General features: G+C 71.9%; 10 protein-coding genes. 8 read left to right on the top strand and 2 right to left on the bottom strand.

Annotated elements, in window-relative coordinates; genetic code table 11:
* Positions 1 to 32 precede the first annotated feature (32 nt).
* Positions 33 to 611, top strand: a complete 579-nt coding sequence (locus tag AMK13_RS08265) for a TerD family protein (protein WP_049649603.1) — start codon at positions 33 to 35, stop codon at positions 609 to 611.
* A 226-nt stretch (positions 612 to 837) separates the two neighbouring features.
* The gene (locus tag AMK13_RS08260; protein ID WP_049649604.1) at positions 838 to 1,818 is read left to right on the top strand and encodes a TerC family protein; all 981 of its coding nucleotides are present in this window, start codon (positions 838 to 840) and stop codon (positions 1,816 to 1,818) included.
* Positions 1,819 to 1,921: 103 nt separating this feature from the next.
* On the opposite strand, the gene AMK13_RS08255 is transcribed toward AMK13_RS08260, so the two are convergent.
* Both AMK13_RS08255 and AMK13_RS08250 read right to left on the bottom strand, forming a co-directional pair.
* Positions 1,922 to 2,575 (bottom strand): MBL fold metallo-hydrolase, encoded by a 654-nt coding sequence (locus tag AMK13_RS08255; RefSeq protein WP_049649605.1) that lies wholly within the window; start codon positions 2,573 to 2,575, stop codon positions 1,922 to 1,924.
* A 48-nt stretch (positions 2,576 to 2,623) separates the two neighbouring features.
* A complete protein-coding gene (locus tag AMK13_RS08250) occupies positions 2,624 to 3,352 on the bottom strand; it encodes a maleylpyruvate isomerase family mycothiol-dependent enzyme (RefSeq protein ID WP_074001679.1) in 729 nt (242 codons plus the stop codon).
* Positions 3,353 to 3,631: 279 nt separating this feature from the next.
* Between AMK13_RS08250 and uvrA the strand changes: the two genes are divergently transcribed.
* From uvrA to whiA, 6 genes are all read left to right on the top strand, one after another.
* Entirely contained in the window at positions 3,632 to 6,544 is a 2,913-nt protein-coding gene (gene uvrA / locus AMK13_RS08245; protein WP_049649607.1) for an excinuclease ABC subunit UvrA, read from the top strand.
* A 107-nt stretch (positions 6,545 to 6,651) separates the two neighbouring features.
* Positions 6,652 to 7,086, top strand: a complete 435-nt coding sequence (locus AMK13_RS08240) for a Rieske (2Fe-2S) protein (RefSeq protein WP_074001678.1) — start codon at positions 6,652 to 6,654, stop codon at positions 7,084 to 7,086.
* 84 nt (positions 7,087 to 7,170) lie between these two features.
* Positions 7,171 to 9,210, top strand: coding sequence for an excinuclease ABC subunit UvrC (uvrC, locus tag AMK13_RS08235; protein ID WP_074001677.1), 2,040 nt, complete (start codon positions 7,171 to 7,173; stop codon positions 9,208 to 9,210).
* A 118-nt stretch (positions 9,211 to 9,328) separates the two neighbouring features.
* A complete protein-coding gene (gene rapZ, locus AMK13_RS08230; protein ID WP_234348205.1) occupies positions 9,329 to 10,213 on the top strand; it encodes an RNase adapter RapZ in 885 nt (294 codons plus the stop codon).
* A gap of 63 nt (positions 10,214 to 10,276) precedes the next feature.
* A complete protein-coding gene (locus tag AMK13_RS08225) occupies positions 10,277 to 11,374 on the top strand; it encodes a gluconeogenesis factor YvcK family protein (protein WP_079271949.1) in 1,098 nt (365 codons plus the stop codon).
* On the top strand, positions 11,365 to 12,345 hold the full coding sequence (gene whiA / locus AMK13_RS08220; RefSeq protein ID WP_049649611.1) for a DNA-binding protein WhiA: 981 nt from the start codon (positions 11,365 to 11,367) through the stop codon (positions 12,343 to 12,345). The genes AMK13_RS08225 and whiA overlap by 10 nt, the downstream gene beginning before the upstream one ends.
* The last annotated feature ends 104 nt before the right edge of the window (positions 12,346 to 12,449 follow it).

Genomic DNA, 12,449 nt, shown 5'->3' with positions numbered 1-12,449 from the left:
GTGACCGCGCGGCCGGCAGAGAGGACAACGTCGTGTCGGTGAACCTGGCCAAGGGGCAGCGGGTCAGCCTCCAGAAGGGGCAGGGCGGCGCCCTGACCGTGGTCCGGATGGGCCTCGGCTGGCAGGCCGCCCCCAAGCGCGGGCTGTTCGGCAGCCGCACCCGGAAGATCGACCTGGACGCCTCGGCGCTGCTGTACGCCGAGCGGACCCCGTCCGACGTGGTGTTCTTCTCGCACCTGGAGAGCAACGACGGCTCCGTGCGGCACACCGGAGACAACCTGGAGGGCGGTTCCGGGGCCGAGGACGACGAGGCGATCCTGGTCGACCTGGTGCACGTGCCCGTGAACATCACCCAGGTGGTGTTCACGGTGAGCTCGTACACCGGGCAGACCTTCGCCGAGGTGCAGAGGGCGCACTGCCGGCTGGTGGACGAGGCCACCGGGCTGGAGCTGGCCCGCTACGAGCTGGCGGGCGGCGGGCCGCACACCGGGCAGATCATGGCCAAGGTGGTCCGGGACGGCGACGGCGGCTGGGAGATGCAGGCGATCGGCGCGCCGGCGAAGGGGCGGACCTTCCAGGACCTGCTGCCGGCGATCGAGCCGTTCCTGTAGCCGGCCGCGTAGCCGGTCCAGCAGCCCGCTCCGCACGGTTCTTTACCTTCTTTACCTTCCCTTGGGATTGCTGTTACTCTCGTTGGCAGCGGAGGGGAGTATTCCTCGACAGCCGACCCCGTCATCACGGGTGCCCGTCGTGGCACCCCGGGGCGCTGGCCCGACGGGCGGAAGAGACCTCCGGCAGTGACGATGACTGTCTCGCCTACCTGCCGGAGGAGCAGTAGTGGACGTTTCCGTAACCATGTGGGTTTCCACGATCCTGGTGCTGATCGCACTGGTCGTGGCGGACTTCTTCATCGGAGGGCGCAAGCCGCACGAGGTCTCGATCAAGGAGGCCGGGATCTGGACGGCCGTCTGGGTCGCCCTGGCGGTGCTCTTCGGTGGCTTCCTCTGGTGGCACTCCGGTGGGGAGCCGGCGGGCGAGTTCTTCGCCGGCTACATCACCGAGAAGTCGCTCAGTGTCGACAACCTCTTCGTGTTCATCCTGATCATGGGCAAGTTCGCGGTGCCCAGGATCTACCAGCAGCGCGTGCTGATGTTCGGTGTGATCATCGCGCTGGTGCTCCGGGCGGTGTTCATCGCCGGCGGCGCCGCGCTGGTCGCCGAGTTCTCCTGGGTGTTCTTCATCTTCGGCGCCTTCCTGATCTGGACGGCCTGGAAGCTGATCAAGGAGGCCCGCGCCGAGGACGAGGGCGACGAGGAGTTCGAGGAGAACCGCGTCCTCAAGTCGATCACCCGCCGCTTCCCGGCCACCGAGGACTACCGCGGCACCAAGCTGTTCGTCCGGGAGAACGGCCGCCGGCTGATCACCCCGATGCTGGTCGTCATGCTGGCGATCGGCACCACCGACGTGCTGTTCGCGCTGGACTCGATCCCGGCGATCTTCGGCCTGACCCAGGACCCGTACATCGTCTTCACCGCCAACGCCTTCGCCCTGATGGGGCTGCGCCAGCTGTACTTCCTGATCGGCGGCCTGCTGAAGAAGCTGGTCCACCTGTCGTACGGCCTGTCGGTGATCCTCGGCTTCATCGGCGTGAAGCTGGTGCTGCACGCCGCGCACGAGGCGGGCGCGACCTGGGCCCCGGAGATCGGCATCCCGTTCTCGCTGGGCTTCATCGTGGTCGTCCTGGCGGTCACCACCTTCACCAGCCTGCGGGCCGCGAAGAAGGCCGAGTCCGCCGAGCACGAGAAGCTCGACGCCTGACGCCTGACGCCTGACGTTCGTGCGCCGCACGGCGCCGGGCACCGCCGAGGCCCCCGCGACCGGAGACGGTCACGGGGGCCTCGGCCGTGCGGCGGGGGAGGGGCTACCAGCCGCGCTCGCGCCACTCGTCGAGGTGCGGGCGCTCGGCGCCGACGGTGGTGTCGGAGCCGTGGCCGGGGTAGACCCAGGCCTCGTCGGGGAGGGCGTCGAAGATCTTCTCGGTGACGTCCCGGTAGAGGGTCCGGAAGGCCTCCGGGTCGCCCCAGGTGTTGCCGACGCCGCCCGGGAAGAGGCAGTCGCCGGTGAAGACGTGCTGGTGGCCCTGCGGGTCGTCGTAGACGAGCACGATGGCGCCCGGGGTGTGGCCGACCAGGTGCCGGACGGTGAGCTCCACCTCGCCGACCCGGAGCGTGTCGCCGTCCGCGAGCAGCAGCTCGGTGGGGACGTCGATGCCCTCGGCGTCGTGCTCGCCGGCGGCCGTCCGGGCACCGGTGGTGGCGACCACCTCGGCCAGCGCGCCCCAGTGGTCGTGGTGGCGGTGGGTGGTGACCACCGTTTCGAGGTCGTCCCCGACGGTCTCCAGCAGCACCGGCGCGTCGGCGGCCGCGTCGATCAGGAGCTGTTCGTCGGTGGCCCGGCAGCGCAGCAGGTAGGCGTTGTTGTCGTACGGGCCGACGGCCACCTTGGTGATGATCAGGTGGGCCAGTTCCCGCACGTCCGGCGGTCCGCCGACCTTGACCGCTCCGTGGTACGTCATCCGTCTGCTCCTCGTCGTGTGGATCTCCCTGGCATCATCCTCGCGCCGTCAGCCCATGGGGGGAAGCGGGGGCAGGGCGGTGTCGGGGGTGCGGTGCAGGGCGTCGCCGGCGGAGCGGCCGGAGAGCCAGGCGGTGAGGGCGCGGACGGGGCCCCGGACGGTGAGGGCGGGCTCGCCGGTGCCGATGACGGCGCGGTCGTCGGTGTCGTCGGCGACCAGCTCGACGGCGGGCAGGCCGGCCTCCCCGGCCAGGCCGGCGGCGAGCTTGCGGAACTGGGCGGCGGCGAAGTCCTCCGGCCAGTCCGCCGGGGTGTGGCCGGCGGCCAGGTCGACGTGGTGGTACTCCAGCTCCAGCAGGCGCTTGTGCGGGATCTGGTGGGCCGGGAAGACGTAGCCGAAGCGGTGCTTGACGGACGCCGCCCAGGCGTCGTCGGTCAGCTGCGCGGCGGCGGCCAGGAAGCGCTCGTGGGACGCGCGCAGGTCGGCGAGGTGGGCGTCGAGCGGGCGGGGCGCGTCGCGCTCGATGTCCTGGTCGCGGGCCTCGTGGCTGGCGTACTGCGGGACGTCGGTGCCGGTGCGGGCGCCGGTCAGCAGGTTGACCAGGGAGTCGGCGTTGCGGGCGAGGTGGGCCAGTACGTGGCCCTTCGTCCAGCCGGGGAGGGCGGAGGGCTCGGCGACGGCGTCGGGCTTCAGCCCGGCGACGGTGCGCAGCAGGCGCCCGGTGCTCTCCTCGACCTGGCCGAGCCAGGAGTCGGCGGCGGACCTCGGGTCGGTCATCGAATCTGCCTTCCGTGCGGAACGGGGCGTTGCCCGGAGCGGGCTTCGCTCGTTGACCAGGTGACGCTATCGCCGAATCCGGGCCCTGAGCAGGGGGTTTTCGGGTACGCGCACCGTGCGGGTACGGACGGCCCGGGGGGTGGCCTCACTCGTTCGGGTGGTCCCGGCTGGACAAGGTCGATATTCGAACGTCTGAGCTATAGGCTGGCTGCCGCATCCTGGAAGAAGCAGCACATCCCAACGCAAGCCCTCTCGCCCCGGAGAAAGGCGCCAGAAGCAGTGGCCGACCGCCTCATCGTCCGCGGTGCTCGCGAGCACAACCTCAAGAACGTCTCGCTCGACCTGCCCCGCGACTCCCTCATCGTCTTCACGGGCCTCTCCGGCTCCGGCAAGTCCTCGCTCGCCTTCGACACGATCTTCGCCGAGGGCCAGCGCCGCTACGTCGAGTCGCTGTCCTCCTACGCCCGTCAGTTCCTCGGGCAGATGGACAAGCCCGACGTGGACTTCATCGAGGGCCTCTCCCCGGCCGTCTCGATCGACCAGAAGTCCACCAACCGCAACCCCCGTTCGACCGTCGGCACCATCACCGAGGTCTACGACTACCTGCGCCTGCTGTTCGCCCGGATCGGCAAGCCGCACTGTCCGCACTGCGGCCGCCCGATCGCCAAGCAGTCGCCGCAGGCGATCGTGGACAAGGTGCTGGAGCTCGCCGAGGGCACCCGGTTCCAGGTGCTCAGCCCGGTGGTGCGCGAGCGCAAGGGCGAGTTCGTCGACCTCTTCGCCGACCTCCAGTCCAAGGGCTACTCCCGCGCCCGGGTCGACGGCGGGACGATCCAGCTCGCCGAGCCGCCGAAGCTCAAGAAGCAGGAGAAGCACACCATCGAGGTGGTCATCGACCGCCTGACCGTGAAGGACAGCGCCAAGCGGCGGCTCACCGACTCGGTGGAGACGGCCCTGCGGCTGTCCGGCGGCATGGTCGTGCTCGACTTCGTCGACCTCCCCGAGGACGACCCGGAGCGCGAGCGGATGTACTCCGAGCACCTCTACTGCCCGTACGACGACGTGTCGTTCGAGGAGCTGGAGCCGCGCTCGTTCTCCTTCAACTCGCCGTTCGGCGCCTGCCCGGACTGCTCGGGCCTGGGCAACCGGATGGAGGTCGACCCGGAGCTGGTGGTGCCCGACGTCGAGCGCTCGCTGGACGAGGGCGCGATCCACCCGTGGTCGGCCGGGCACGCGAAGGAGTACTTCCAGCGCCTGATCGACGCGCTGGCCGGGGAGCTCGGCTTCCGCACCGACATCCCCTGGGCCGGGCTGCCCGCCCGCGCGAAGAAGGCGCTGCTGTACGGGCACAAGCACCAGGTGGAGGTCCGCTACCGCAACCGCTTCGGCCGCGAGCGCTCGTACAGCACCGGCTTCGAGGGCGCGATCCCGTTCATCCAGCGCCGGCACACCGAGGCGGAGAGCGACAGCAGCCGCGAGCGCTTCGAGGGCTACATGCGCGAGGTGCCCTGCCCGACGTGCCAGGGCACCCGGCTCAAGCCGGTGGTCCTCGCGGTCACCGTCGAGGGCAGGTCGATCGCCGACGTCTCCTCGATGTCGATCAGCGACTGCTCCGAGTTCCTCGGCGCGATGCGGCTCAACGCCCGGGACAAGCAGATCGCCGAGCGGGTCCTCAAGGAGGTCAACGAGCGGCTGCGCTTCCTGGTCGACGTCGGCCTGGACTACCTCTCGCTCGACCGCGCGGCCGGCACCCTGTCCGGCGGCGAGGCCCAGCGCATCCGGCTGGCCACCCAGATCGGCTCCGGCCTGGTCGGCGTGCTGTACGTGCTGGACGAGCCGTCCATCGGCCTGCACCAGCGGGACAACCACCGGCTGATCGAGACGCTGGTGCGGCTGCGCGACATCGGCAACACCCTGATCGTCGTCGAGCACGACGAGGACACCATCAAGACGGCGGACTGGGTGGTCGACATCGGCCCGGGCGCCGGCGAGCACGGCGGCAAGGTGGTGCACTCCGGTTCGCTGAAGCAGCTGCTCACCAACAAGGAGTCGCTGACCGGCCAGTACCTCTCCGGCAAGCGGTCCATCCCGATCCCGGCCACCCGCCGCGAGCGGGACAAGAAGCGCCAGCTGACGGTCCACGGCGCCCGCGAGCACAACCTCAAGGACGTCACGGTCGGCTTCCCGCTCGGCACCTTCACCGCGATCACCGGTGTCTCCGGCTCCGGCAAGTCGACGCTGGTCAACGACATCCTGTACACCCACCTCGCCCGGGAGCTGAACGGCGCCCGCAGCGTGCCCGGCCGGCACACCCGGATCACCGGCACCGACCAGGTGGACAAGGTGGTGCACGTCGACCAGTCGCCGATCGGCCGCACCCCGCGCTCAAACCCGGCCACCTACACCGGGGTGTTCGACCACGTCCGGCGGCTCTTCGCGGAGACGCAGGAGGCCAAGGTCCGCGGCTACCTGCCCGGCCGGTTCTCCTTCAACGTCAAGGGCGGCCGCTGCGAGAACTGCTCGGGCGACGGCACCATCAAGATCGAGATGAACTTCCTGCCGGACGTCTACGTGCCGTGCGAGGTCTGCCACGGCGCCCGGTACAACCGGGAGACGCTGGAGGTCCACTACAAGGGCAAGTCCATCGCCGAGGTGCTGGACATGCCGATCGAGGAGGCGCTGGGCTTCTTCGAGGCCGTCCCGGCGATCGCCCGGCACCTGCGGACGCTCAACGACGTCGGCCTCGGCTACGTCCGGCTCGGCCAGTCGGCGCCGACGCTCTCCGGCGGCGAGGCGCAGCGCGTCAAGCTCGCCTCGGAGCTCCAGAAGCGCTCCACCGGGCGGACGGTCTACGTGCTGGACGAGCCCACCACCGGCCTGCACTTCGAGGACATCAGCAAGCTGATCAAGGTGCTCAGCGGGCTGGTGGAGAAGGGCAACACGGTGATCGTCATCGAGCACAACCTCGATGTGATCAAGACCGCCGACTGGATCGTCGACATGGGCCCCGAGGGCGGCTCCGGCGGCGGCACGGTGGTCGCCGAGGGCACCCCGGAGCAGATCGCCGCCGTCCCGGAGAGCCACACCGGCAAGTTCCTGCGGGACATCCTGCCGGCCGGTTTCGCGGACGCCCCGGCCGCCGCCCCGGCGAAGAAGGCGCCGCGCAAGCGCGCGGCCGCCGCGAAGAAGTAGCCCCGTCCGCCCACCCCGCCGCACCCGGGGACTCCCGGGAGCGGCGGGGTGGGCGCGACATAGACTTCCGTGGTCCCCGCAACAGCCGTACCCGTAGGAGCGCACCGATGTCCGAGGCCCCCGAGACCAGCCCCACCGCCTCCCGCCGCACCGTGCTCTGCGGGGCCGCGGCCGTCCTGGCGGCCGGCGGCACCGTGGCGGTCACCGGGTGCAGCTCCTCGTCCTCCAGTGGCAGCGCCCCCAAGGGCCCGGTCGACCTCGGCCCGGCCTCGGCCGTGCCGGAGGGCGGCGGCAAGGTCTTCCGCGAGCAGAAGATCGTGGTGACCCAGCCCACCGCCGGCCAGTACAAGGCGTTCAACGCCCGGTGCACCCACGCCGGCTGCCTCGTGGACCAGGTCAAGAACAACCAGATCCAGTGCCCCTGCCACGGGAGCCGGTTCGCCATCACCGACGGCGCCGTGCAGGACGGGCCGGCCTCCTCCCCGCTGCCCGCCTACACCGTCACGGTCGAGGCCGGCAACCTCAAGGTGACCCCGAGCTGACCGAGTTGAGCGCCTCCCGACCGCCACGGTCCCCCCTGACGATCTCCGCCCCGCGGCCCCGGCCCCACTCGGTACGGTGGACCCATGGCTGACCCGAGCACCTACCGCCCGGCGCCCGGTGCGATCCCGACCTCCCCCGGCGTCTACAAGTTCCGCGACGCCCACGGCCGGGTCATCTACGTCGGCAAGGCCAAGAGCCTGCGGCCGCGCCTGTCGTCCTACTTCCAGGACCTGGCCGGCCTGCACCCGCGCACCGCGACCATGGTCACCACCGCCGCCTCGGTGGAGTGGACGGTGGTCGCCACCGAGGTCGAGGCGCTCCAGTTGGAGTACTCCTGGATCAAGGAGTACGACCCGCGGTTCAACGTCAAGTACCGCGACGACAAGAGCTATCCGGAACTCGCCGTCACCCTGAACGAGGAGTACCCGCGGGTCCAGGTGATGCGCGGGGCGCACAAGAAGGGCGTGCGCTACTTCGGCCCGTACGGGCACGCCTGGGCGATCCGCGAGACGGTCGACCTGCTGCTGCGCGTCTTCCCCGTCCGCACCTGCTCCAACGGCGTCTTCAAGCGCGCCCGCCAGGTCGGCCGGCCCTGCCTGCTCGGCTACATCGGCAAGTGCGCCGCGCCCTGCGTCGGCAAGGTCTCGGCGGACGAACACCGCGCGCTGGCCGAGGACTTCTGCGACTTCATGGCCGGGCGCACCGGCAACTACCTGCGCCGGCTGGAAGACGAGATGCAGGAGGCCGCCGCCGAGCTGGAGTACGAGAAGGCGGCCCGGCTGCGGGACGACATCGGCGCCCTCAAGCGCGCGATGGAGAAGAACGCCATCGTGCTCGCCGACGCCACCGACGCCGACCTGCTGGCCCTGGCCGAGGACGAACTCGAGGCCGCCGTGCAGATCTTCCACGTCCGCGGCGGCCGGGTGCGCGGCCAGCGCGGCTGGGTCACCGACAAGGTCGAGGACGTCGACACCGCCGGCCTGGTCGAGCACGCCCTCCAGCAGCTCTACGGCGGCGGCGAGTCCGTCCCGCGCGAGGTGCTCGTCCCCGCCCTGCCGGAGCCGGCGGAGCCGGTCCGCGAGTGGCTCGGCGGCCTGCGCGGCAGCCAGGTCGACCTGCGCGTGCCCCAGCGCGGGGACAAGAAGGACCTGATGGCCACCGTGCAGCGCAACGCCCAGCAGGCGCTGGCGCTGCACAAGACCAAGCGCGCCTCCGACCTCACCACCCGCAGCCGCGCCCTCCAGGAGATCGCCGACGCGCTGGAGCTGGACTCCGTCCCGCTGCGCATCGAGTGCTACGACATCTCCCACCTCCAGGGCGAGGACGTGGTCGCCTCCATGGTCGTCTTCGAGGACGGCCTGGCCCGCAAGAGCGAGTACCGGCGCTTCCAGATCAGGGGCTTCGAGGGCCAGGACGACGTCCGCTCGATGCACGAGGTGATCAGCCGCCGCTTCCGCCGCTACCTCCAGGAGCGCGAGCAGACCGGCGAGTGGGCCGTCCCCGAGGAGGACGACCCCGACACCGCCGCCGCCGGCACCCGGGACGAGGAGGGCCGCCCCAAGCGCTTCGCCTACCCGCCCCAGCTGCTGGTCGTCGACGGCGGCCAGCCGCAGGTCGCCGCCGCCAGGCGCGCCCTGGACGAACTCGGCATCGACGACGTCGCGCTGTGCGGCCTGGCCAAGCGCCTGGAGGAGGTCTGGCTGCCCGGCGAGGACGACCCGGTGGTGCTGCCCCGCTCCAGCGAGGGCCTCTACCTGCTCCAGCGGGTCCGCGACGAGGCGCACCGCTTCGCGATCAGCTATCAGCGCAACAAGCGTTCCAAGCGACTCACCGCCGGGGAACTGGACTCCGTCCCGGGCCTCGGCGAGACTCGCCGCCGGGCGCTGCTCAAGCACTTCGGTTCGCTGAAGAAGCTCCGGGCCGCCACCGTGGACGAGCTCTGCGAGGTACCCGGCATCGGACGCCGCACCGCGCAGACTGTTGCGGAGGCGTTGTCGTCCCGTACACCCGCCGCACCCGCGGTCAACACCGCGACCGGCGAGATCATCGAGGACGGGGCCGAGCAGGCCGCCGGGCCGGTGGCCGCAGCACCCCAGACCGCACCATCCCAGGAGACGCCATGACGGCCGACGCCGCCCGTCAGCCGGTGTGCCCCGGCCCCGCCCGCCTGCCCGGGCCGGGGAAGGGCGGCCGAGCCGTACGCGTACTCCCCAGCAGAAAGACCGAGAGCGGGGAACCGAAGTGACCGTGTCAGACGTGGCCGAGAACGCGCCGGAGCTGGTGATCATCTCCGGTATGTCCGGAGCCGGCCGCTCCACCGCCGCCAAGTGCCTGGAGGACCTCGGCTGGTTCGTGGTGGACAACCTGCCGCCGGCCCTGATCCCGACCATGGTCGACCTGGGCGCCCGTTCCCAGGGCAACGTCGCCCGGATCGGCGTGGTCGTGGACGTCCGCGGCCGGCAGTTCTTCGACGACCTGCTCACCTCGCTGGACGAGCTGGAGAAGCGCGGCGTCCGGCTGCGGGTCGTCTTCCTGGACTCCTCCGACGAGGCGCTGGTGCGCCGCTTCGAGAGCGTCCGCCGCCCGCACCCGCTGCAGGCCGACGGCCGGATCGTGGACGGCATCGCCCTGGAGCGCGACCTGCTGCGCGACCTGCGCGGCGAGGCCGACCTGGTGATCGACACCTCCAACCTCAACGTGCACCAGCTGCGCGCCAAGCTGGACGCCCAGTTCGCCGACCACGACGAGCCCGAGCTGCGCGCCACCGTGATGTCCTTCGGCTTCAAGTACGGCCTGCCGGTCGACGCCGACCTCGTGGTGGACTGCCGCTTCCTGCCCAACCCGCACTGGGTGCCCGAACTGCGGGCCCGTACCGGCACCGACGCGGACGTCGCCGGCTACGTCTTCCAGCAGCCCGGAGCCAACGAGTTCCTGGACGGCTACGCCCAGCTGCTGCGCATCATCACCGAGGGATACCGCCGCGAGGGGAAGCGCTACATGACGCTTGCCGTAGGCTGCACCGGTGGCAAGCACCGAAGCGTCGCCATGTCCGAGCGTCTGACCAAGCGTCTCATCGCCGACGGAGTCGAGACGGTGCTCGTCCACCGTGACATGGGACGGGAGTAACCGCCGCCGCCCTGCCGGGCCCGCCGGCGGAGTGGTCGGCGGGCCGAGGAACGCGAGGTGAGTGTGGCGGGATACGTGCCCGGGCGGCAGCCGCAGAGCAGGACCGGTGACCGGGCGGGCAGCCCGGCCCGGCCCACGGCGCCGGGCCGTCCGCGCAGCAGTCCCGCCCGCGCCAACCCGGCCCCGAGGATCACCGCGCTCGGCGGCGGGCAGGGCCTGTCGGCCTCGCTGTCCGCGCTGCGCCGGCTCACCAGCGACCTCACCGCCGTGGTCACCGTCGCCGACGACGGCGGCTCCAGCGGCCGGCTGCGCGAGGAGCTGGGCGTGCTGCCCCCGGGCGACCTGCGCAAGGCGCTGGCCGCGCTGTGCGGGGACGACGACTGGGGCCGCACCTGGTCCGAGGTGATCCAGCAGCGCTTCACCGGCAACGGCGAGCTCGGCGGCCACGCCGTCGGCAACCTGCTGATCGTCGCGCTCTGGGAGAAGCTGGGCGACCCGGTCGCCGCGCTGGACTGGGTCGGCCGGCTGCTCAACGTGCAGGGCCGGGTGCTGCCGATGTCGGCGGTGCCGCTGGACATCGAGGCGACCGTCCGCGGCCACGACCCGGCGCGCCCCGGCGAGGTCACGGCCGTCCGCGGCCAGGCCGACGTCGCGGTCACCCCGGGCACCGTGCAGTCGATCCGGCTGCTGCCGGACGAGCCGCCCGCCGTCCCGGAGGCGGTCACCGCCGTCCGGGAGGCGGACTGGGTGGTGCTCGGCCCCGGCTCCTGGTTCACCAGCGTGCTGCCGCACCTGCTGGTGCCCGAGCTGGCCGCGGCGCTCACCGAGACCCGCGCCCGCCGCCTGCTCACCCTGAACCTGGCCCCCCAGCCCGGGGAGACCGAGGGCTTCACCCCGCAGCGCCACCTGGAGGTCATCGCCGACCACGCTCCGAACCTCGCGGTGGATGCGATCCTGGTGGACGAGCGCGCCGTCACCGGCGGGGCCTTCGGCCAGGCCGACCTGGACGGCCTGGCGAAGGCCGCCGAACGGATGGGCGCGGCTCTGGTGCTCGGCTCGGTGGCCCGCACCGACGGGACGCCGCGACACGACCCCGAGCTGTTGGCGGCAGCGTACGACCGGATTTTCCGGACACATGGAAGGATCGGGCCATGGCGATGACTCCAGCGGTGAAGGACGAGATCAGCCGGCTCCCGGTCACCCGGGCCTGCTGTCGCAAGGCGGAGGTGTCGGCGATCCTGCGGTTCGCGGGCGGGCTGCACATCGTGAGCGGCCGCATCGTGATCGAGGCGGAGCTCGACACCGGAGCGGCGGCACGGCGGCTGCGCAAGGACCTGCTGGAGATCTTCGGGCACTCCTCCGACCTGGTGGTGATGGCCCCCGGCGGGCTGCGCCGAGGCAGCCGCTTCGTGGTCCGGGTCGTCAAGGACGGCGAGCTGCTCGCGCGCCAGACCGGGCTCGTGGACGGCCGCGGACGCCCGATCCGGGGCCTGCCCCCGGCGGTCGTCTCCGGGGCCACCTGCGACGCCGAGGCGGCCTGGCGCGGGGCCTTCCTGGCGCACGGCTCGCTCACCGAGCCGGGCCGCTCCTCCTCGCTGGAGATCACCTGCCCCGGCTCCGAGGCCGCCCTCGCCCTGGTCGGCGCCGCCCGCCGGCTCGGCATCCCGGCCAAGGCCCGCGAGGTGCGCGGCGTGGACCGGGTGGTGATCCGCGACGGCGACGCGATCGGCGCCCTGCTGACCCGGCTCGGCGCGCACGAGTCGGTGCTCGCCTGGGAGGAGCGCCGGATGCGGCGCGAGGTGCGCGCCACCGCCAACCGGCTGGCCAACTTCGACGACGCCAACCTGCGCCGCTCGGCCCGCGCCGCGGTGGCGGCCGGCGCCCGGGTGGCCCGCGCGCTGGAGATCCTCGGCGACGAGGTGCCCGAGCACCTGGCCGCGGCCGGCCAGCTGCGGATGCAGCACAAGCAGGCCTCGCTGGAGGAGCTGGGCGCGCTCGCCGACCCGCCGCTGACCAAGGACGCGGTGGCCGGCCGGATCCGTCGCCTGCTGGCGATGGCCGACAAGCGGGCCTCCGAGCTGGGCCTGCCCAGCACCGAGGCGAGCCTCACCGACGAGATGGCGATGAACTGACGCCCACGGTCACGCCCCGTGATCACGAAGGCCGGTGCCCGGACCCCCGGGCGCCGGCCGCGGTCGTTTCCGGACAGCCGCGACACTCCCGAATTGGTAGAGAC

This window comes from Streptomyces sp. CB02056 (assembly GCF_001905545.1).
GTDB lineage: Bacteria > Actinomycetota > Actinomycetes > Streptomycetales > Streptomycetaceae > Kitasatospora.
The sequence above is the reverse complement of the archived record's forward strand: the minus strand, read 5'-3'. Positions and strand labels throughout refer to the sequence as shown.